Origin of the sequence: Pseudazoarcus pumilus (genome assembly GCF_002872475.1) — a bacterium.
Lineage (GTDB): Bacteria > Pseudomonadota > Gammaproteobacteria > Burkholderiales > Rhodocyclaceae > Pseudazoarcus > Pseudazoarcus pumilus.
In genome coordinates, this window is sequence record NZ_CP025682.1 from 2,578,052 (window position 1) to 2,599,791 (window position 21,740).

Annotated in this window: 18 protein-coding genes; 8 read left to right on the forward strand and 10 right to left on the reverse strand. The window is 63.7% G+C overall.

Features of this window, described 5'->3' with window-relative positions:
• Nucleotides 1-12: 12 nt before the first annotated feature.
• On the reverse strand, nucleotides 13-1,749 hold the full coding sequence (locus C0099_RS12600; RefSeq protein WP_102247741.1) for a carbamoyltransferase family protein: 1,737 nt from the start codon (nucleotides 1,747-1,749) through the stop codon (nucleotides 13-15).
• 210 nt (nucleotides 1,750-1,959) lie between these two features.
• On the opposite strand from C0099_RS12600, the gene C0099_RS12605 reads away from it, so the two are divergent.
• Complete coding sequence (locus C0099_RS12605; RefSeq protein WP_102247742.1) at nucleotides 1,960-2,253, forward strand: BrnT family toxin; 294 nt, start codon at nucleotides 1,960-1,962, stop codon at nucleotides 2,251-2,253.
• Nucleotides 2,243-2,527: a hypothetical protein gene (locus C0099_RS12610; protein ID WP_102247743.1), complete on the forward strand. Its 285-nt coding sequence runs from the start codon at nucleotides 2,243-2,245 to the stop codon at nucleotides 2,525-2,527. The genes C0099_RS12605 and C0099_RS12610 overlap by 11 nt, the downstream gene beginning before the upstream one ends.
• 432 nt (nucleotides 2,528-2,959) lie before the next feature.
• Here the strand turns inward: C0099_RS12610 and rhuM are convergent, their stop codons facing one another.
• The 4 genes from rhuM to C0099_RS12630 form a co-directional block, all read right to left on the reverse strand.
• Nucleotides 2,960-3,853, reverse strand: coding sequence for a virulence protein RhuM/Fic/DOC family protein (rhuM, locus tag C0099_RS12615; RefSeq protein WP_228151587.1), 894 nt, complete (start codon nucleotides 3,851-3,853; stop codon nucleotides 2,960-2,962).
• Between the two features lie 344 nt (nucleotides 3,854-4,197).
• Nucleotides 4,198-4,806: an exosortase H-associated membrane protein gene (locus C0099_RS12620; RefSeq protein ID WP_102247745.1), complete on the reverse strand. Its 609-nt coding sequence runs from the start codon at nucleotides 4,804-4,806 to the stop codon at nucleotides 4,198-4,200.
• Nucleotides 4,790-5,308, reverse strand: coding sequence for an exosortase H (gene xrtH, locus C0099_RS12625; protein ID WP_102247746.1), 519 nt, complete (start codon nucleotides 5,306-5,308; stop codon nucleotides 4,790-4,792). Before xrtH ends, C0099_RS12620 begins: the two co-directional genes overlap by 17 nt.
• A gap of 3 nt (nucleotides 5,309-5,311) precedes the next feature.
• Nucleotides 5,312-5,692, reverse strand: coding sequence for a DUF2304 family protein (locus tag C0099_RS12630; protein WP_102247747.1), 381 nt, complete (start codon nucleotides 5,690-5,692; stop codon nucleotides 5,312-5,314).
• A 338-nt stretch (nucleotides 5,693-6,030) separates the two neighbouring features.
• Between C0099_RS12630 and C0099_RS12635 the strand changes: the two genes are divergently transcribed.
• From C0099_RS12635 to C0099_RS12650, 4 genes are all read left to right on the forward strand, one after another.
• Entirely contained in the window at nucleotides 6,031-8,238 is a 2,208-nt protein-coding gene (locus tag C0099_RS12635) for a diguanylate cyclase domain-containing protein (RefSeq protein WP_164084918.1), read from the forward strand.
• Nucleotides 8,239-8,421: 183 nt separating this feature from the next.
• Entirely contained in the window at nucleotides 8,422-10,164 is a 1,743-nt protein-coding gene (locus C0099_RS12640; protein WP_102247749.1) for an ABC transporter ATP-binding protein, read from the forward strand.
• A 149-nt stretch (nucleotides 10,165-10,313) separates the two neighbouring features.
• Nucleotides 10,314-11,738 (forward strand): FAD-dependent oxidoreductase, encoded by a 1,425-nt coding sequence (locus C0099_RS12645; RefSeq protein ID WP_102247750.1) that lies wholly within the window; start codon nucleotides 10,314-10,316, stop codon nucleotides 11,736-11,738.
• 8 nt (nucleotides 11,739-11,746) lie between these two features.
• Nucleotides 11,747-12,160, forward strand: coding sequence for a GtrA family protein (locus C0099_RS12650; RefSeq protein ID WP_164084919.1), 414 nt, complete (start codon nucleotides 11,747-11,749; stop codon nucleotides 12,158-12,160).
• 27 nt (nucleotides 12,161-12,187) lie between these two features.
• On the opposite strand, the gene C0099_RS12655 is transcribed toward C0099_RS12650, so the two are convergent.
• The 5 genes from C0099_RS12655 to C0099_RS16025 are packed head-to-tail and all read right to left on the reverse strand — an operon-like array spanning nucleotide 12,188 to nucleotide 19,272.
• Nucleotides 12,188-14,071: a hypothetical protein gene (locus C0099_RS12655; RefSeq protein ID WP_102247752.1), complete on the reverse strand. Its 1,884-nt coding sequence runs from the start codon at nucleotides 14,069-14,071 to the stop codon at nucleotides 12,188-12,190.
• Complete coding sequence (locus tag C0099_RS12660; protein WP_164084920.1) at nucleotides 14,068-16,608, reverse strand: glycosyltransferase family 4 protein; 2,541 nt, start codon at nucleotides 16,606-16,608, stop codon at nucleotides 14,068-14,070. The genes C0099_RS12655 and C0099_RS12660 overlap by 4 nt, the downstream gene beginning before the upstream one ends.
• Nucleotides 16,608-17,003: a hypothetical protein gene (locus tag C0099_RS16020; protein WP_164084921.1), complete on the reverse strand. Its 396-nt coding sequence runs from the start codon at nucleotides 17,001-17,003 to the stop codon at nucleotides 16,608-16,610. Before C0099_RS16020 ends, C0099_RS12660 begins: the two co-directional genes overlap by 1 nt.
• On the reverse strand, nucleotides 17,000-18,025 hold the full coding sequence (locus C0099_RS12665; RefSeq protein ID WP_102247754.1) for a class I SAM-dependent methyltransferase: 1,026 nt from the start codon (nucleotides 18,023-18,025) through the stop codon (nucleotides 17,000-17,002). Before C0099_RS12665 ends, C0099_RS16020 begins: the two co-directional genes overlap by 4 nt.
• 17 nt (nucleotides 18,026-18,042) lie before the next feature.
• Nucleotides 18,043-19,272, reverse strand: coding sequence for a lipopolysaccharide biosynthesis protein (locus C0099_RS16025; protein WP_102247755.1), 1,230 nt, complete (start codon nucleotides 19,270-19,272; stop codon nucleotides 18,043-18,045).
• A gap of 143 nt (nucleotides 19,273-19,415) precedes the next feature.
• Here C0099_RS16025 and C0099_RS12675 point away from each other — a divergent pair, with 143 nt between their 5' ends.
• Together C0099_RS12675 and C0099_RS12680 are read left to right on the forward strand one after the other, a co-directional pair.
• Nucleotides 19,416-20,564, forward strand: a complete 1,149-nt coding sequence (locus C0099_RS12675; protein WP_102247756.1) for a Wzz/FepE/Etk N-terminal domain-containing protein — start codon at nucleotides 19,416-19,418, stop codon at nucleotides 20,562-20,564.
• A gap of 4 nt (nucleotides 20,565-20,568) precedes the next feature.
• Nucleotides 20,569-21,738 carry a glycosyltransferase family 4 protein gene (locus C0099_RS12680; RefSeq protein ID WP_102247757.1) on the forward strand — a complete coding sequence of 390 codons (1,170 nt, stop codon included), beginning with the start codon at nucleotides 20,569-20,571 and terminating at the stop codon, nucleotides 21,736-21,738.
• Nucleotides 21,739-21,740: the final 2 nt, after the last annotated feature.

A 21,740-nucleotide genomic window follows, 5' to 3' on the forward strand; every position in this document is an offset into this window, starting at 1 on the left:
CGCCGGTCATGCTCAGGCCGGCTCCTTGACGACGAGGATGTCTTCCATCACCAGATACTGCAGGTCGGAACCGAAGAACATGTTGAGTGCGTCGGTGGGCGAGCAGATCATCGGTTCGCCACGACGGTTGAGCGACGTGTTGAGCACCACGCCGTTGCCGGTGAGGCGCTCCAGCTCGACCATCAGGTCATAGTAGCGCGGGTTGTGCGCGCGCTCGAGCACCTGCGCGCGCGCCGTGCCGTCCTCGTGCACGACTTCGGGCACGCGACGGCGCCATTCCTCGGCCACCTCGAAGGTGAAGGTCATGAACGGCGCCGGATGGTCGGTGGCGAGCATGCGCGGGCCGACGGTGTCGAGCATGCTCGGGCAGAACGGCCGCCAGCGCTCGCGGAACTTGATCTGCTCGTTGATGCGGTCGGCCACGCCCTGCGCGCTCGGGCAGCCGAGGATGGAACGCCCGCCCAGCGCACGCGGGCCGAACTCCATGCGTCCCTGAAACCAGGCCACCGGATGGCCGTCGGCGAGGATCTGCGCGATACGCTCGGGCACCTTGTCGATGCGCGTCCATTGCGGCTGCGACGGATGCCTGGCGCAGGCGGCGATGACTTCCTCGTTGGTGTAGGCCGGGCCGAGATAGACGTGCTCCATCTTCTCGACCGGCACGCCGCGCGCGACCGACACGTAGGAGGCCGCACCCACCGCCGTGCCCGAGTCGCCCGAGGCCGGCTGCACGAACAGCTCGCGCACTTCGGGCCGGGCGATGATCTTCTGGTTGAGCTTGACGTTGAGCGCCCCGCCGCCGGCAAAGGCCAGGCGTCCGGTCTCGCGCAGGATGTCGCCCAGGTAATGGTCCATCATCTGCAGCGCGAGATCCTCGAACAGCTTCTGCATGCTCGCCGCGTAATGGATGTAGGGGTCGTCGGCGATGTCGCCGTGGCGCATCGGCCCCAGCCACTCGACCAGCTTGGGCGAAAAGTAGTAGCCCTTGCCGTTTTCTTTGTAGCGGCGAAAGCCGATCACGTTGGCGTAGTCGGTGTTGATGATCAGCTCGCCGTTCTCGAATGTCGCCAGCCGCGAGAAATCGTACTTCGCCGCGTCGCCGTAGGGCGCCATGCCCATCACCTTGTACTCGCCGTCGAGCATCTCGAAGCCCAGGTATTCGGTCAGCGCCCCGTACAGGCCGCCGAGCGAATCGGGGTCGTAGAACTCCTTGATCTTGTGGATCTGCCCGTTCTCGCCCCAGCCGAAGAAGGTCGTCGCGTACTCCCCCTTGCCGTCGATGCCGAGAATCGCGGTCTTCTCCGCAAAGCCCGAGCAGTGATAGGCGCTGGAGGCGTGCGTCAGGTGGTGCTCGACCGGCACCAGTTCGACCTTGGCCAGATCGAAACCGAGCTGCTGCAGACACCATTCGATACGGCGGCGATAGCGGCGATAACGCCGGTTGCCATTGAGGATCGCGTCGAGCGCGCGGTCCGGCGCATACCAGTAGCGCTTGGCGTAATGCCAGCGCGCCGGCCCCATCAGGCTGATCGGCGCGAACGGGATCGCCACCACGTCCACGTCGGCCGGCTTCACGCCGGCGAAGTCCAGGCAGAACTTGGCCGACTCGTACGGCATGCGGCCCTTGGCATGCTTGTCGCGCACGAAGCGCTCTTCCTCGGCCGCCGCGACCAGCTTGCCGTCGACGTACAGCGCCGCCGACGGATCGTGCGTGAGTGCGCCGGACAGGCCGAGAATCGTCAATGCCACCGCAAAACCTCGCTCGTTCGCCACCCGTTCAGGGTGGCCGCATGCAAAGGCGCGATTATACCTGCGCAACCCCCACCCTCAGCGTCGGCCCTCTCTACGCTCGCACCGACTTGGCCGCCAACCCGAAACGCCGCAGGTTGCCTATCGATGCTCAGGATGGATGGCCCCGCGATGTATTGACAAAATCAATACATCGCCTATTCTTCATCCATGGACGTGCGCTTCGACCTCGACGGTGACTCGTTCGCTTGGGATGCAGACAAGGCGATGTCGAACTTGCGCAAGCACGGAGTCCGCTTCGAAGACGCCGCGACGGTCTTTGCCGACCCACTGTTCATCGTCGTCGATGCATCCCGCAACGAAGAGGCCCGCGATGCCGTCATCGGCCTCGATGCATCCGGACGGATTCTGTTTGTTGTACATGTCGAAGTCGAGTCGCGATTCATCAGAATCATCTCCGCTCGCCGCGCCACCCGGCGCGAAGAAGGTCAATATGCTCAGTGAACGACTCAAATCCCGTCTGGACAAGAACCGCCCAATGACCTCGATTACGCTTCGAATCCCGGTCGACGTGGTCGAATCGCTCAAGCGCATAGCGCCGCTGCGTGGCTTTTCCGGCTACCAGACGTTGCTCAAGGCCTATATCTCTGACGGTTTGCGACGCGACGAGGCACGCTTTCACGACGAACGGGAGGCACGCTTCATCGACGCGCTCAAGCGCCGTGGCGTGCCGGACAGCGTGATCGAAGAAGCCGGGCGGGAATTGACCGGGGAATAGGCCTCGCTGCGCTCGCACCGACCTTGTATGTTGAAGGTGACTGCCTGAGCAGCCGATGTAGTCGATCACCGGGGAGGCCGTTCCGACGTTGAGGCAGTGTGTTTCTGACCTCGCGCGTAGAGCGGCTCCCCCGCCTCATTGCCGACTTCGAGGAGTATCCGAAAGCCAGCGCTGAGCTGAGCTTTGCATCACAAGGTCGAAGCGGCAAGAAGTGCGAGGTCAGGGAAGCCGGTGTTCACAGTTACCAAACTTCGCGCTGGAGGGAAAGCCCATGTGTGTGGTGGGAATCGATATGCCGCCAAGAGTTTCGATCTACCGCCCGGACACGACCGCGGTGGGTCGCCGATGAGCCGAAGGCGAAGCGATGCCCGCCCGGCACCAGCCATAGCGTCGGTCCGAGACAGGCAGGCGGGCATCGCGCAAAGCAGCACGTCAGGCCTCGGATGCCAACATGTTCATGATCAAGCGGATCATGGTGTCTTTGTTGGCGGGGACGGATTCCGCCACCAGCAGAGCGAGTGCAGCTAGACCGATGTCGTTGATCACGGGATGCCCGTCGGCGCCCAGCAAGCGGCCGTTGCGGTTGAGGAAATCCACGAACAGGAAGGCACCGCTGCGCTTGTTGCCGTCCGAGAACGGGTGGTTCTTGATGACGAAGTACAGCAGATGCGCGGCCTTGGCCTCCACGCTCGGATAGGCCGGCTCACCGAACACCGTCTGGTCCAGGTTGCCCAGCAGCGCCGCAAAGGCATCGTCGCGCTCGCGTGCGAACAGATCAGTGGCCTCGCCGCGCGCCATCAGTTCGGCCTTCAGGCGTGCCAGCGCGGCGCGAGCTTCTTGCGGACTCGGCAATACGCCGCCGATCTGCTCGTGCGGTTCGGCCAGCAGCCCTTCGTCGTAGCGTTGCAGCAGCAGAAAGGTCTGCGCATAGCGGGTGACGATATCCACCAGCCCGCGCCCGGTGTCGGCCAGCAGTTCGGGGCTTTGCGCCGCGTTCTTCACGAGTTGCAACGCCGCTTCCAGTTCGCGTGCGTTGGTCTCAAAGCGCTGGCGGCTGAGGGTGTAGCCGCGCGTCAGATGGTCGCGCAGGGTGCGGGTGGCCCACTGACGGAACAACACCGCACGCCCGGAGTTGACGCGGTAGCCCACGGAAATGATGGCGTCCAGATTGTAGTGTTTGACCTTGCGCCTGACTTTGCGACCACCCTCCTCGCGAACTACCGAGGAATCCTCGGTAGTTGCCACCTCGTGCAACTCACCTTCCAGAAAAATGTTTTTGAGGTGCAGGCTGATATTGTCCGTTGACGTCTCGAACACCTCGGCCATTTGCCGCTGCGACAGCCACACGGTGTCGCGCCCGGCATCCAGTCGCACCTCGACCGGTTGCCCGGCAGCCTCGAAGATCACCAGCTGGGCGTGTTCGCTTTCCATGACGCTCCCCGCGTTCAAGACATCATCATAACCCACACGTCAAAATCTGACCCGACGGGCGGCGTCGAACATCACCATGCCGATGAAGCGCCGCTCGAAGGCCGGCCACAGCATCATCGGCACCAAGCCGCATCCAACGGCAAAAAGGTCGAGTCGTAGGTCGCATCGAGCCGAAGGCGAGTGCGACACATCCGCCCAACACCTGCCACCGCGTCGGCCCTCGCTGCGCTCGCACCGACCTACCGCGAACGTGTCGCGCCGTCGAGGGCGGCGTCGAACATCACCATGCCGATGAAGCGTCGCTCGAAGGCGAGCCACAGCAGCATCGGCACCAGCGTCGGCAGCAGCAGGAAGCCGAGCTGGTAGCCCACCGCGAAGAGGTTGAGCTGCAAGGCCGAGAAGCCGGTGACGGCCGCAGACAGGTGGTGCATCTGCACGCCGGTCTTGACCAGCAGATCGAACACCATGCCCCAGGTCTGGAAGGGCAGGATCACCAGTGCGCCGAGGGGAAACTTCCACCACAGGCCGCGGCTGCGGGAGGCGATCAGCAGCGCCAGCAGCATCGGCAAACCGTAGCAGTAGGTCAGCACGTTCGCTTCCGGCGCCAGTTCGGCGATCATGCCGCCGGGCTGGGGCACGCGGATGGTCGTGAGCAACACCTGGGTCGTGCCTTGCAGCTCGGTGGTGTAGACCCAGCCGGGGAAGAAGAACAGCATCACGCGCTCGACCAGCCACGCGACCGGCTGCACCACCCACTCGCGCGCCCAGTACCAGACGGCCAGCGCCGGCACCAGCGCGAGGATGGTGCGCAGGAAGAACCCGCCGACGACGCTAAGCCCGCGCTGCACCGTCGAACTCCACCGGCGCGCTGTCGTTGCGCGCGACATAGCGAATCCACAGCAGCCACACGACCAGCACGTCGATCATGATCAGCACCTGCCAAAGGTACAGGTGGGCGAACTCGAACCATTGCTGATTCCAGTCGGCCAGATAGAACAGCGTGATCACGCGCAAGACGTTGACCGCCTGGATGGCGACGAAGCCGATCAGGATGCCGGCGAGCTTCATGCGCCACGGCGCCGGATAGGCCAGCACGCCGGCGGTCAGGATGATGCAGGCCTCGATGCCGTTGCAGCCGGCCTCGATCGACACCCCCACACCGGTGCCCGCGTGCTGCAGGATCTTGCCGTAGCTGATCACCTGCGGGTCGAACATCCCCACCAGCCAGGCGCTGATCGCCGCCAGCGTGGACGTCCACGGCACCACCACGGCCTTCTGTACCGGTGGGGTGAGCTCGGCGACGAACATCGCCACCAGCAGGACCATGAACACGGCGAAGAAGCGGAACATGCGCTACCCCTCTTTCGCTTCGGGCGACGCGATCGGCGCAGCGCGTTGTTCCGCCTCGACCAGGCGTGCTTCGAGCACCGCCATGCGCTGATTGAGCGTGCGCAGGTCGCGTTCCAGCCGGGTGTTCTCGCTGTCGATGTGCAAGGCCTTGAGCGTGAGCACGATGACCGCCGCGAGCAACAGGAAGGCCGGCGAATACGAGATGCCGAACCAGTCGCCGACGCGGTCGATCAGGCGCGGCCACGCCCCGAGGATGCCGGCGGCCAGCGCCACGGCAAACCAGAACAGGCCATGCGACGTGTGCATGTAGTCACGTCGCAACAGATACAGGATCAGCACGGCCAGCCCGATGCCGAGGGTGGCGGTGAACAGTTCAAGACTCATCGTTCGTCCGTTTCGGGTCGGCCGATGCCCGGCGAGGCTGACCGACGATGCGCGCATGATACCTGCTTGACGCCCTGCGCCGCCGCGTCGCCACACCGAAACGCCAGACCACGTCGCCGCCATTCTCGCAGTTCGGGATGAACCGCAGGCGACTGCCGACGCCGCCGCCCGATGCGGGCATGTCGCACCCTCTGCGCTCGTCGCGACCTGCGCAGAAGCGCCCGAGGACTGGCCTGCAAAAAAGCCACACTACCTGGCATACAGCCGGAAATGAGCATGGCAAAGGTCGTGCGGCTGGCGTATATCTGAAACATGGCGCACTGACATGGCAAATCCGGATGTCTTCGCACGACGCCTCTCCGGACGGCAACCAAACGCCCCGGCGCCCTGGCAGCCGTCACGTACCGCGACTGGTCTGGATCACCGCCAGCCTCGTGGGCGCGATATTGCTCGCCACCATGGGCTTCGTGATCCGCGGCCAGGAACAGGCCGAGGCACGCCTGATGGCCGAAGACACGGCGCGCACCTACGCCCTTCTCACGCAGAACATTCTCGAAGACGTCGACCGCGTGATCGGTGACGCCGCGCGCGACTGGTTCGCCGGCGGCGACGCCGGCCAGCGCCTGCACATCGAGCGCACGCTGCAGCGGCGCAAGCACACCAGTCCGTACATCCTCGAACTGGTCCTGATCGACGCCGACGCACGTATCGTCGCCTGGACCGGCGACGGTGCGCCGCCCCCCGTGCATGATCGCCCCTACTACACCTTCCATCGCGACACGCCAGGCAGCGCGCTGCACGTCTCGCCCCCGCTGCGCTCGCGCGCGCACGACGGCGAATGGTTCTTCTCGCTGTCGCGCGCGGTGCGCGATAGCGACGGCCACCTGCTCGGCATCGGCGTCGCCGCGCTGCTTCCCGTCGCCATGCAGGGGCAATTCGACCGCCACCTCACCGACCCGCGCCAGTCCCTGTCGCTGGTGCACCGCGACGGGCTGCTGGTGTTCCGCATCCCGCGCGAACCCCTTGCGATCGGCACGGACATGAACCGCTATGCCCCACCGGGCGGCGTCCCTTTCGGCGAGACCTTCGATGTCCCACAAGGGCTGCGCGGCGAGCGGCGGGCCGTGCATGTCCGCGAAGTACTCGACGGCTCGCTTCTGGTCGCCGGCACCAGCAATCTCGACATCGGCCTGGCCACCTGGCGCCTGGGCATGTTCTCGGCCGTCGGCCTGTGGGCGCTGTTCGTCGCACTGGGCTATCTCGTGGTGCGCGAGCTCAACCGCCGCCACTTGCGCGAACAGGAAGCCTTCGCGCTGTATCACGAACTCTTCGAGGCCGCGCCCGACACGCTGTTCGTCATCGCCGTCGAAGCCGGCGGCCAGCGCTTCCGCTACGTCGCGGGCAACCCCGCCCTCGAATCGGGCATCGGCATCCCGCTGGATCGCTTCGTCGGCAGCACGCCGCACGACCTGATGCCCGCCGACAAGGCCGACGCGCTGTGCGAGCGCTATCGCCGTTGCATGCTTGAACGCAGGCCGGAGCGATTCGAGGAAAGCTTCGACATGCCAGCCGGATGCGCTTACTGGATGATCGTGCTGGCACCCATCGTCCACCCGGTGTCAGGGCGCGTCGACCGCATCATCGGCATCGCACGCGACATCACGCACGAACGCTCGCTGACCGAGCGCCTGCAGAGCATCACGTCCAACCTGCCCGGCTTCGTCTACCAGTTGCGGCGCGACGCACAAGGACGCTTCGAGTACGTCTATGCCAGCGAAGGCGTGGAGGACTTCGTCGGCATACCGCTCGACGCGGTGCTGGCCGACGCCGACACCTTGCTGCGACGCATCCATCCGGACGATTTCGACCCGATCATCGCCGCGCGCCTCGACGACGCGCAACGGCTGGCCCCATGGCATGCCACCTTCCGCATGACCCACGCCGACGGCCGCACACAGTGGGTCGAGGCCCACGACACCGCCCAACGCCTGCCCGACGGCAGCATCCTGTGGACCGGCTACGCCAACGACGTCACCGAACGCAAACGGCTCGAGGAACAGGTACGCCACCTGGCCCACCATGACACGCTCACCGGCCTGCCCAACCGCAGCCGCTTCATGGAGATCGCCGAGCGCGAACGGCGCCTGGCCGAGCGCCGCGGCAGCCGGCTGGCGCTGCTGTTCATCGATCTCGACCGCTTCAAGCCCGTCAACGACACCCACGGCCACGCCATCGGCGACCGCCTGCTGCAGCAGGCCGCCCACCGCATCACCGAATGCGTGCGCGCCACCGACGTCGCCGCCCGCCTTGGTGGCGACGAGTTCGTCGTGCTGCTGCAGGACGTCTCCGGGCCCGAGGATGCGATGCACGTGGCCGAGAAGATCCGCCGTGCCGTGTCGAATGAGTTTGTCGTCGAAGGTCTCACCCTCGAACTGTCGTGCAGCATCGGCGTGGCGCTGTATCCCGACGATGCGAGGACGGTTACCGAACTGATGCGGCGGGCGGACCAGGCGATGTATCTGGCCAAGGCGGCGGGCCGAAACTGATTGCCCGAACAAGACTGCGCCGGCGCCCAGAATCAGCCACAATATGGCCTTTCCGCCAACTGCCCACCGCCGAGGCCATGTCACACGGCACCCGCCCGATGTCCCCGCCAGCCCACCTGAAGCCGCGCGACGTCGCGCCTGCGGAGACCGCGGCTTGACTGACGGACAGCGAGCGCCGGTCCGATGACCTGGCCGCCCTCGATGTTCGCAACCGGGTGGCGGGACATCCGGCATCTGGCGCGAATCACCTTCCGCCTTCTCGATGGCGGACAGAAGCGCCGCTTCTGGCTGGTATCCGTCTGGGCTGGCCTGTTCTCGCTGCTCGAGATGCTGGTCGCCGCCATGGTGATCCCCTACGTGCAGTGCCTGGGCGGCCAGTGCAGCCCCGTTGTCGCGGACATCGCCGCGCCGACCGGGCTGGGGGAGATTCCCTTCCTGACCATGCTGCTGTTCGCGATGATCACGCTCAAGCTGGCCGTCGAGGCGGGGCTCGCCTGGCGCACCGCCGGGCTGGCGCAGGAGGTGCAGCGCAGCACCGTCATGCGCCTTCTGTCAGCCTACATGCACCTGGGATGGAAGACCTTCCACTCGCGCAACCGCGCCCACTACTACCGGCGCTGCGCTTCCACCGCGGTGGAAGCGGCGGCCACCTGCCAGCAGGTCATGGCAATCGTCTCGTCGAGCCTCGTCATCGCGCTGCTGACCGCGCTCATGATCTGGCAGAACCCACCTGTCGCGCTGGCCCTGATCGCGGGCTTCGCACTGGTCAACATGGTCACGCAGCACCTCATTTCGGCCGCCCAGAAAAGAGCCGCCCTGGAGCGCGAGAACGCCCTCCATCGCTGGAATACCGGCATGGCCGAAGCCTTCGCCTCGTTTCGCGAAATTCGCACCTACGGTACGGAAGGGCTGTTCCTGCAACACGTCTCCGACGCAACGGACCGCCTCGCCACCACCAACCGCTCGCTGAGCTTTCTCCCCGCACTGCCCCGGTTGGTCATGGATTTCGGCGTACTCGCCGTGCTGCTGTCGGTGGTTACGCTGTGGCTCAACCTCGGACGTCCCATCGGCGGCCTGCTGCCACACCTCGTGTTCTACGCGGTGGTGGCGCGCACGCTGCTTCCCGCGATGATGATTCTAGGCAAGAACCGCGCGGAGGCCCGCGCATCTTCGCTGAACATCGAACTGGTTCTGCAGGAACTCGACGAGGCCGACCGGGCCCGGGTCGAGCGGATCGGCGTGCCGGTGACACCGTCCGATACGTCATGCTTCGTCCTCGACAACGTCTGCTTTCGTCACGAGCGCGACGCCGCTCCGCTGCTCGACCGCATCTCGGCGACTTTCCCTCACCCGTCCTGGACCGCCATCACCGGCCCTTCGGGTGCGGGCAAATCTACGCTGCTCGAACTGCTGTGCGGCATCCATCAGCCCGACTCCGGCGAAGTACGCCACGCCTGGGTAGTGCGCGAGAGCGCCGAGGCGCCGCACATTGCCCTCGTACCCCAACACGTCGCGCTGCTCGACGCCAGCATCGCTGACAACATTGTGTTCGGATTCGACGCGGGCGAGCGGGCGCGCGTCGAACAGGCGCTGCGCCTGGCCTGCCTGGACGACGTGGTTCGCGACCTGCCGGACGGCATCGACAGCCCGGTCGGGGCCGACGGGCTGAGCCTCTCCGGCGGTCAGCGCCAGCGCCTTGCGATCGCCCGTGCGCTCTACCGCAAGCCCGACCTTCTGCTCATCGACGAAGCCACCTCGGGCCTCGACCGCGACACTGAAGCCCGCCTCTTCGACAACCTGCGCCGCTGGCGGCCAATGATGAGCGTCATCGCCATCTCGCACCGCACGGAGACGCTCGCGGTCTTCGATCGTCGCTATGATCTGCAGTCAGGTGCGCTGCGTGAGTTCTCTTCCCACCGCCTCTGACGCTTGGCCAACATTGTCCCCGCACGCAGGACAGGCCAACGCTCAGCACCTTCAATTGCACTGATCCACCTGCCACACCAGCCGGGATTACGCGCAAAAGCGAAGATTCTGCTAGTTTCGACGCACCCATCGAATCCGCAGGAGCACGCATGCCCTCATCCGTTGCCGTGATCGGCGCCGGCCCGGCCGGCCTGACGGCCGCCCTGCAACTCGCCCGTCGCGGAATCGACGTCGAAGTCTTCGAGGCCGGCCCCCACGTCGGGGGCATGTCGCGCAGCTTCGACTTGTGGGGGCAGCGCGTGGACATTGGCCCGCACCGTTTCTACAGCAGCGATCCGCGCGTCAACGGTTTCTGGCTGGACATCATGGGGCGCGACTACTGCATGGTCGAGCGGCTCACCCGCATCTACTACCGCAACCGCTTCTTCGACTATCCACTCAAGCCCTTCAATGCATTGAAAGGTCTGGGGCCGATGGAAGCCGCCCGCTGTCTGGCGAGCTACGCCGTGGTCAAACTGCGTCCGCCAGCCCACACGGACAACTTCGAAGCCTGGGTCACGAAACGCTTCGGTGCGCGCCTCTACGAAATCTTCTTCAAGTCCTACAGCGAAAAACTGTGGGGCATCCCGTGCGACCAGCTGGATTCCGACTTCGCCACCCAGCGCATCAAGAACTTCTCGCTGTTCGAGGCCGTTAAATCGGCGCTCATCGGTCGTCGCGGCAAAAAGCACAAGACGCTCATCGATCAGTTCGCCTATCCGCTACGCGGTGCCGGTGAAGTCTACGAGCGCATGCATGCTTCACTGGCCGCACTTGGTGTGCTCGTGCATCTCGAAACGCCCATCACCGGCCTTCAGACCGCTCACCACGGCGCTGACACGCCGGCGATCAGCTTCCCGGACGGCAACGTGCGCAGGTTCGACCACATCGTTTCCACCATGCCACTTACCCGGCTCGTGGAGGGGCTGAGCGCACCGGCGGACGTACTGCGCCACGCGAGGGCACTGACATTCCGCAACACGATTCTGGTCTACCTTCGCGTCAGCGGCGCAAATCCGTTCCCGGATCAATGGATCTACGTGCATTCGGCCGGCCTGAAGACCGGGCGAATCACCAACTTCAGCAACTGGTCGCCGACAATCAATGCCGGCCAGACCGACACCATCCTGTGCATGGAATACTGGTGCAACGACGACGACCCGTTCTGGCGCACGGCAGATGACGAACTTGTGATCCTGGCCACCCGGGAGATCCACGCCACGGGGCTTGTCGCCGAAGGCCTGGTGCGCGATGGCATGGTGATGCGCGTACCCAAGTCGTACCCGGTCTACGCGCAGGACTACAAATCGCACCTGAAGCCCATCCAGGAATTCCTTGACGACCAGCGCGGCATCACCGCGATCGGACGCTACGGCGCCTTCAAGTACAACAACCAGGACCACAGCATCCTGATGGGCCTGCTCGCCGCCGAGAACATCACCGGCGAGGCCTCACACGATCTGTGGGCGCTCAACACCGACTACGAATACCAGGAGTCGGCCACCATCACCGCCACCGGGCTTTCTCGAGACTGATGTCGCGGATGCCCAAAGTTTCGCGCGAATTCTCCGCTTACTTCGCGTGCAGTGCGGCCGCCTTGGGTGTCGACTACGCCACATACTGGACCGTCGCACGCAACACTGCCGCCAGCCTGGAGTGGGCAGCCGTGATCGGCTATGGGGTGGGCATGGTCGTCGCCTACGCGCTGCTCATCCGGTTCGTTTTCCCGCAAGGATGGTTGCGCAGCCGGCGCAAGCTCGAAGCCACGCTGTTCGCCCTCACCGGACTTTTGGGGCTGCTGCTGACCTATGTCTCGGTGGCGCTGGTCGTATCTCTGCTGGGAGAACACCTGCATACCGCCAAGATCGTCGCGGCCGGCGTCAGTTTCACCGGGGTCTTCGTCGTGCGCAAACTGGTGGTTTTCCGCTCCGAAGCACTCAACCACAACGCCCCCTGATAGTTCGTTGGCGGCACCACCCGCGCGTCAGTCGCCGACTCTCATCAACTCGTAGCCGCTTATGCTCAACCGGGATTCCTTGCCCACATGCACTCGGACCTCGACCTGCCGCTCCGGACGAGGGATCACGAAGGTCAAGTCCGCGACGACGTCGCTCCCGGGCTTGAACGGCAGCTTCGCGTACGTTACCCATCCGCCACGGGCGACCACATCGATCCAGGCACCCTCCGCGGCGGCAACATCCCCGAACATCCGCAAACGATAAGTGCCCGCGTCCAGCGCACGATACGGCCCATAGAAAAGGGCCCCGCTCTTGCCCGTCGTGCGCACCCCGTGTTCACTCCGCCAGCCGACGTGCCCTGATTGCGACGCGAGTTCAGCGCCTTCAAATGCCCAGCCATGGTTGCCCGATGCAACCTGAACTGCCCTTGTCTCCGGAATCCCGCGCTCGAGCAGCAGCCGCCACCCAGCGTGCTCTCCGGGAATGAAAGCCCGCTCCCTCAAGCGAAGCGGGCCCACATAGCGGTTTGCGTCGTCCACGCACCGATCAGGGCCCATGCGAACGCAAATGACGGGCAAGACGCCTTTTTCATCGATCACACGCTCTGCATAGGACCTGAGCGCCTCTCCGTTACCGTTCGCCCGACCTGCAACCCCGTACGCCTCTTCCCCCCTGAGCGTGGCATTCATCACAGCCGACCAGGCGTAATCATAATCTCCGGTGTAGACCGCGCCATCGGCCACATCGACGAAAGGAGATGTCTGACGTACGAATTCATAATCGCTCAACGCAACGAACGGCCTGTACAAGACAGCAGCAAGCAGCAAACCGGAAACAACCACTGCACCGTGGCGCAACCAGGGCCGAGGCATGGAAACTCCGGCAACCGCAATCGAAACGGGCACCGACACCGCGAACAGCGCAACGATGAAATAGCGCATGTGGTGTTGATTCACCTCCACCCAGGCATTCCCGGAAAAAAACAATATCCATCCGAGCGAAAAGAAGGCGGCAAATGCTCCGGCGAGCGCGGGCCTCATGCCGCGAACGCCATTCGGGGCCGATCCCGAAAACCGCGACACCACCATCAAGGCAAGGACCCCCAGGAGGATGGCCGCCAGCTTCGTCACATCCATTGCGTGGTACAGCCCGCCGAGCACCAGCGGCAATCCCTCTCGAAGGGTTTGCAATGCGAAGCCTCCGTAAACGCCGGTATCCGGCCCGGGAAACAGCCTCGCCACAACCCACCAAGCAGCAAATACACACCCCGCGATGAAACCGAACACCACCGTATCTGCGTCGATGCGCCGACACACGACCATACGCGTGGAAACGACTGCCATGGCTGGCAGAAGGATGCTGAAATTGACCCCCGTCGCCAGCGCAAGCAACAGGGTCAGGCATGTGTAACGCACGATTCCGGCAGCCCGCCAGTCGAAGCACACCATCCACGCAAACGCGAGCAGCAGCAAAGAAAGCGGGTACTCGACATGCCAGATCACGACCTCATAGACCGCATGATCCTCCAGGACCACCAGCCAGGCGCAGGCCTGCAGGACGAAAAGCGCACGCGCGTCAAATCCATTCCCGACCCCGCCCACCAAGCGCAGCACTTGAGCTGACCACACACGTAACAGCAGGAAGAATGTCAGCGATGGGAAGACAAGATTGGCAAGGAGATTCAACCCCGGCTCACGAATGATCGAGGTGAGCGCCGGACCGACGTTGAGAAGTCGATTCTGCTCCCAGAAGAACAAGCTGACGTTCTGCAACGACATCACCGAGTAGAGGATGACGTCCCCAATGACCCGATCGGGTGCGAAGCGGTTCACCGCCAATACGGACAAGGCCGCGACGAGGAGAACATCTACCCAGTAGCGCTTTGCGTAGACGGCGGCCCTTACGCTCAAGTCGCCCCCCGCGTCACGTTGCCGGAAAATCGCCCGTCGCCTTGATTATCCAGGAGCAGCCGCAGAAGGTTATCGGCGCTCTGCTCCCAGGAAAGCCACGGCATGCGCCCGGAACGCGGGTGTTTGCCAGCGCCCTCCAATGCGAGCCAGTCGACCACCGTCTGCGCGAGCACCTCGGGGCTTTCGCCCTCGAAGTAGTACGCGCATTGGCCCGCGACCTCCCTGAAGACGGGAAGGTCGCGGGCAATGATCGGGAGACCATGCCGCGCCGCCTCGACCAGCGGCAGCCCGAACCCCTCGCCCCGAGAGGCCGCGATCAGACATTTAGCGGCGCCGTAAACACGCTCCAGATACTCGTCGCCGAGGGCGTCCAGCCAGAAGAGACGCTGACCTCGCTCCGGATGACCTCTCAGCCGTGCAGCCAACGCCTCCACCAGCCATCCCTGTTTGCCAACGATCACCAGCGCGATATCGAGCCCCTGCGCCCAAAGGCTCTCGAATGCCGCCAATACCTGGGCATGTCCTTTGCGAGGCTCGATGGTGCCAACCATCAGGAAACCAGGCTGACGGGAGAGCGCGTGAAAAATCCCGTCTGCATCACCCGGAAGGCCATGACTGGCGTGTGATGCAGAAATATCCGCACCGTTGTGAGACCAACCGATGCGGAAATGGCGACGCCGGGAGGCCTGCAAGCCGCCCAGCCAATCATGCAGTTCGAGCGCGACCGACTTGCTCACGCAAATTGCGCCATCGGAGTCGGCAACGACCGAGAGCCATTCGGGGAACTCTTCCGCCTCCTGCGCACCGAAGCACTCCGGCATGCTCACACATAGCAAGTCGTGCACGAGAAACTCGACGCGCACGCCCTCCCTGCGCATTCGCCGAAACATCTCCCGGTGCTGCGCGACAACCCGCGGCTGGAAATCCAACCCGAAAAAGAGGTCTCCGGGCGCGAACTCTATGGGCTCATGCCCGAATTCGTCACCACCCGCATGATCCAGCGTGCCCGCGATGAAATTGCGCGCGTAGCGATAGCCTTCCCTGAATGTTGCGAAGACCGGTTCAACGCGGTAACCGACGGGCGGCTGACGCAGCCAGTGATGCAGCACGCCACGCACCACACGTTGGATCCCCGTTCGGGCATCGTGCCGGACGATTTCCGACACATCCACGAGCAACTGCTTCGGTCCTTTCGCGTAGCCGCCCGCAAGCCGGTTCTGGGCAATGCATGCGGACAGCGAAACAAGTTGCTGTTCGTCGAAATCCCGGATGTGTCTTGCCACGGCCTGCAGCACGTCTTGATCAGACGGCCACTGCGACTCGGAAGGAGGGCGCAGCCGCCCCCACGCGGCGATCGCCCGTCTGGCCGTTTCATCCCACGAAAAGCACCCGGCCCGCGCTCGTCCATGCCGAATCAAGCGACCCCGCCAGCGCGGATCGGTGAGCGCCCTCTCCATCGAAGCCCGAATGGCATCCACATCGAAAGGATCGAACAGCGCCTCGTCCAGCCCCACCACTTCCGGCAGACTGCTTCGATTGCCTGCCAGCACCGGCGCGCCGCACGCCATCGCCTCGATCACCGGCAGCCCGAAGCCTTCCTGCCACGATGGAAACACGAACAGTGCGCAATGCGAGTACAAGCCGACGAGCTCTTCATCGCTGACATAGTCCGAAAAACGGACTTCGTCGGGCCGCAGGCCCTGAGCTCTCACGAATTTTCGGAGCTGAAAGACGTCTCCCTCGACAAACTTGCCAGCCAGCACAAGCTGATGCGCGCTGCGCACGCTCGCGGGCAATTGCGCGAAGGCCTCGATCAGGCGCGGCAGGTTCTTGCGTCGATCGGCCCCGCCAACGTACAGCACGAACGAGCGATCGACACCCAATCGCCGCAGCAATGCATCGATTTCACCCGTTTCCGGGCGAAACAGTTCATCCACCCCCTCCGAGGCATTGACCGTTTGTTCCGCACCGATGCCCAGATGCTCGGCAGCTTCGCTCAGGGACGATTCGGAAATCCCCAGCAACAGCGAAGCGCGGCGCAACTCTTCAAGTCTGGATCGATAGAAGCGCTCGTATCCCGGATAGGGTTCCATGTATTCCTTTGCATTGAGCAACGGAATCAGATCATGCAAGGTCACGCTGACCGGCGTATGCAGATCGAATCGCCGCACACTCATCACGGCATCGTCCGCATAGCCCTCGAACAGACTGCTCACATGGATCACATCCGGCCGCAGGCTCGCGAGAAACGCCTCTCGCAGAATCTCCGCGACCACCCATCTGGGGGCGTTGGCTGAGTGAATCCGCCCGACCGGAGCGGGCGCATGCCATACACGGATATTGTCTTGCGGCAAGACGCCTTCGAACGCATCCCGGATTGCGTCGATCGGTTCTGGAAAAAGTCCGTTCAGGGCGAGAAACACCTCGTGCTCACCGCGATTTCGGCATACGGCACGAGCGAACGACAGCGTGTATCGGCCCAACCCACGAAAACGGCTGGCCGTCTGCGCGCCCTGCATGTCAAGCACGATCCGCATCAGTCGTTCGCCCCGCGCTCGTCCTCGACGATTCGACGCAGTTCGGCGTGGACTCGGCGGGCTCCCGGCGGTAGCTGGGAAGCATCCGCCCCGTGCCACCACAATCCCGGACCGTGTTCGAATCGCCCGCTCACCTGCCCTTCCAGTACGCCGTTGCGACGCGCAACCGAAAGAAGATACCGGTAGATGCCCGGAAACCGGGTCAGGACCCTGTTGATCGGATTGCTCAGGAACGGTCGTTGGAGCACGAACCGGATGCACCATGCGAGCGGGCGCTGAGCGGTCTTCATCGAGCCTCGCATGAGACGGCCAGACAAACGGCGCAGAGACTTCAACGGCCACTCCCAAATTCGTTCCGACACGCTGTTCATGCGATCCGGCAGGCGCAGCATCATCGTCCAATCGTCCCATCCACGCCCGGGTCGGCGCAGCGGCCGCCAGATACCGGTTCCGGATACTCGAACCGCCCCAGCCACAGATCCGGGCGATCCGGGTGGTTCGGCTGATCCAGTGGCGTCGGAAAACATCGGTCGTCCGGCTTCGTGCGCGCCAGGTCGCGCCGCACGTAGGTCACCTCCAGCACCGGAGCGATGCACACCCCGCCCAGAACACGCAGCCCGCCGTAGTTGTTGCCATGCACATGCACCGGAACAAACTCGCGCCGCAAACGCGACAGCGCCTCGTGCGCCGTGGCGAAGAAGGCCGCGTCGCCGGCCCGGTCCAGCCAGTGCAATTCGACCACGATCTGCGCAAAACAGCGCAGGGACTCGGCAGGCATCGCGGCGAACACCTCCCATTCCGCACCTTCCACGTCGATCTTCAGCACCAGATCGCGGCGCGCCGCATGGCCGTTGCGCTCGAGCAGCGCATAGAGGGAACGCAAGCGCCCGCCATCCCGCCCCGACGGGCAGATCCCCACTGCTTCGAAATGGAAGCGTTCATGAGAATCCGGCAGCCGTTCGATGGTGTGGTCGTACTGGAACACTTCGTAACCACGCTCCGCCATGTCCGCGTCCCACGAGACGTCGTCCGCGATACCGAACGAATATGCGACGCCCCCATTCAGCAAATCCGCAGCCATCACGTAGCCCCCGTCGTGATCGCGTCCCAGGCGAACATAATCCCCATCGACCAAGGCTTCCGGCTTGAGCAGATGCATCAGCACGCAGGCCCGCTCCCCGGCATCCTCATCATGTTCCGGATAGCCTTTCACCACGCCCCGTTTCAGAATCTCCACCCGCGGATGAATGCCCGCACCGTGCAAGGCATCCACGAAGTCATCGGGCATCGCCCGCAATTCGGACTCGAGCGCATCGATGCGCGCGATCACCGCACGATCTTCAAGCACTTTCAGGACCGACCCGCCAACCACCCGATCGATCAGTCGGCGCACCCATCGGCGCAACGCGGCATCCATCCGTCGGAATTGCATCCTCACCCCCGCGATTTCATGGCCTTCAGCCGCCGAACGGATATCCCGCCCGCCAACGCCACCGCGAGCACCGCATGTGCCAGCGCGACGCCTGCGGCAAAACCCTTCGCCCCGTGCCCCCACCATCCCACCGCCGCGAAACCGACCATCGCGGCAGCGCAAGCCCACAGGGCCAAAGCCAGCTGACGATCCCGTTCCAGCGCGATCCAGGCCTGAATCAGCACCAGACTCACGAAGAGCGGCGGCAGAACCAGCAGTACCCACGGGATCAGCGCGTGCGCCTGGCGAAACCCCTCGCCGAACACCAATACGACGATCGGCTCTGCAAGCAGCCAGCCTGCTGCCCAACCCAGCATGGCCAGCACGCCAGCCAATGCCGCCCACCCCGCAACTTCCCGGCCGAAGCGCGCGCTATCCGCGGCCGCCAGCCGAAACACGCGCAGCAACACATTGGTGAGCGGCGCGAACAACAATACCGCGGCCTCGACGAAGCGCGTCACCGCCGCGTACGCCGACAGCGTGACCGGCTCCGCGCCAAACAACTCGAGCAGGACCATGTCCGCACGCAGCAGGAAGATGCTCGCCCCGGCCAGCAGCATCAGCGCGAACGCACTGCGCCGCGCCTGTCTACCGGCCGCAAAGTTCGGCCGCACCAACCAACTGCGCCCGAAAAACGCCACCCACAGCAACAGCCCCGCCGCCCACGCCGCGAACACCACGGCGCTGCCCGCAGCCGGCAGCGTCGTCAGCGCAGCCACGATCAGGATGGCAGAGACCACGCGCCCGCCGAACTGCCAGCCCGCCTCCAGCTCGAATCGGCCCGCACCCCGCATGCGTGCCGAGGCCAGATTCATCACCCCCACCAGGGACAGGCACAGCACGGCCACCGAGAACGTCGGCGCGTGCTTCCACGCCCAGTTGCCCGTCAAGCCAATGCCTGCGAGGATCGCGCCGACGATCAGCACGTTCGCCATGCCGGCAGCGCACGCCGTGTCGCCCCGCACCACACGGCCTGGCCGACCCACGGATTCCCGATAGACCAGCGTCGGCCACCCCCCTTCGATCAGCACGCCCGCGAGAATCGCAGCATTGAGCACCACCACGTAGGCGCCAAACTGCTCCGCACCCAGCGCCCGCGCAAGCCACGCCACTAGGGCGAAGGAAACCAGCGCACAGGCGGCGGCCCCCGCCCCTTGGGCCGCCATCGCGCGCAGCGCGCCCGCGCCACTCACGCGCAGACCTCACCGGCTACCTCGCTGGCTACCTCGCTGGCGGCCTTGATCCCTCGGCACATTACATTCGGCCAAACTTGATTCTTATGCTTCATCGGCCCTTCGTGCGAGAATCCCCGCACCACGACTTGCCCAGATAACGAATGACGAATACAGCATCGCCCCCTCCGCAACGAGAGCCAAACCTGCAACCCGACGAAATCGACCTGCGGGAAGTCATTCTGAGTCTGTGGGCACGACGCTGGCTGATCGCCATCTTAACCGTCATGGGCGCGCTCATCGGCCTCGCGCTCAGCCTGCATTCCACGCGCCACGTCGCGCAGACGGTGCTGCTGGCTCCCGGCATGGATGTCACCACCTATCGCAGATACGAAATCGCGCTGCAGGACCGCGGCAATTTCGAAGGTTTTCTCGACCGGCAGCAACAGTCTTCCGACGCCATCGGCAGGTTGCGCGACCTGGCCCCGCAATCGCTCGGTGCATGGATTCGCCCCAGGTTCAGCCTCACCGAGCAGGAAGCCCGGGCCATGGGCATCCGCCCCGACGGCAATCGCGACATGCTCGGCTTCAACCTGCGCATCGAAAGCCGCGACGCCGGCGCCGCACAACTGATCCCCGTCCTCTCCGAGTACGTACGCGACACCGTCACACGCGTCGACATCGCCAGCAGTGCCAGCGCATCCTGCACCCAGGCACGCTCCGCCCTCGGCGAACTCGCAGCCGCACAGCTCGAAGTCCAATCGCAACGGGAGCAACTCGCCGCCCGCGCAGATCGGCTGCGCGCCCTGCTTGCACAGGCAGACACCCTGCGCCCATCGGTCACATCCGCATTCGTGCCCACACCCGAAGAAACCGTGATGTCGAGACTCATCGAGACGGAAATCGACATCGCAGACAGCGAACTCGACATCGCAGCGCAGACACGTCAAACGCAACTGGAAGATCTGCGCGCCAGCTACTACTGCACCTTGCAAACGTTGAGCGCACAAGCGCCGTCCGCGACGGCACTCATCGAACAAGCTGGCGACCTCATCGACCAAACGAAGTCGAATGATTCCGTCGAACAAGACCCGCTATTGAAGCAACTCTACGGGACGCTCGCCGCCGAATACGACCTGTGGCGAATCGCCCATCAACGTACTACGAACATCGGCTCCCCGAGTGAAGCTGAAGACTCCAAGAGCCGCCGCCCTACCCTCTCCGTTGCGGCGGGCGTCGGCGCATTCGGCGGGATGTTCATCGGCTTCTTCCTCACTCTTGTCCTTGGATGGTGGGGAAGGACCGCCTCCTGATCGCATGACAAAGAATCACGAAATCAACCGCGCATCGACTAACGAACAAGTCGTCGCAATCATTCAGCGCCGCCTTACCCATTATCGGGTTCCCCTATTCGAGCGTCTCCGCGATAGCCTCGCCGAGCAAAACATCCGACTTCGACTCGTGCATGGTGAACCTACTGAGGCTGAACGATCCAAACGTGACGAAGGTCAGTTAGATTGGGCCGAGAAAATCAGAAACACTTACGTTCGTATCGGCAAAACTACGCTGTGTTGGCAGCATCTTCCCGAAGACCTTGATCAAGTTGACCTAGTCATTCTGACGCAAGAGAACAGTATCTTATCCAACCTGCCCTGGCTTCTTAGAAAACGACAGAACGGGCCACGCATCGCCTTCTGGGGTCATGGAGCAAATTTTCAATCCGCATCGCCCAGAGGCATCAAGGAATCGTTCAAACGATGGACCACTAACCGGGTGGACTGGTGGTTTGCATATACTGATTTGAGCACCTCTCAGATCGCAGAATCCGGATTCCCTGCCTCACGCACCACAACCCTCAACAACGCAATCGATACCGTTGCTCTGGCAAAAGACCTTGAATCGACCACTACGGAAGACATTGAAAAGCTACGTCAAGATCTCGGCCTCAAAGAGGGGAGAACGGGGATATTCATCGGCTCTCTTTACCCCCAAAAGCGCCTAGACTTCTTGATAACGGCTGCAATCGAAATCCGCGACCGCCTGACGGACTTTTCCCTGATTATTGTGGGCGACGGACCGGAGAGGCAACGCGTAGCTCAAATGGCGTCCTTGCACCCATGGATACATGTCATCGGCGCACTGCACGGCCGTGAAAAGGCAAAATACCTGCGCTGCTCCGACGTGATACTCAACCCCGGACTTGTGGGCCTTGGCATACTTGATTCATTTTCTGCAGGCGTACCGCTAATAACCACAGAGTACCCATTCCATTCCCCTGAGATTGCCTATCTTCGCCATCGCACCAATGGAATACGCACTCAAAACTGTCCAACTTCATACGCCTCCGAAACGGTGCACCTCCTAACGGATCCTGAAACCTTGCGGGATCTTCGCAACAACCTGAAATTCTGCGCCGCACGTTATAGTCTTTACGCCATGAACGAAAATTTCGCATCCGGAATATATAAATCACTTAAAAATTCTTAGAA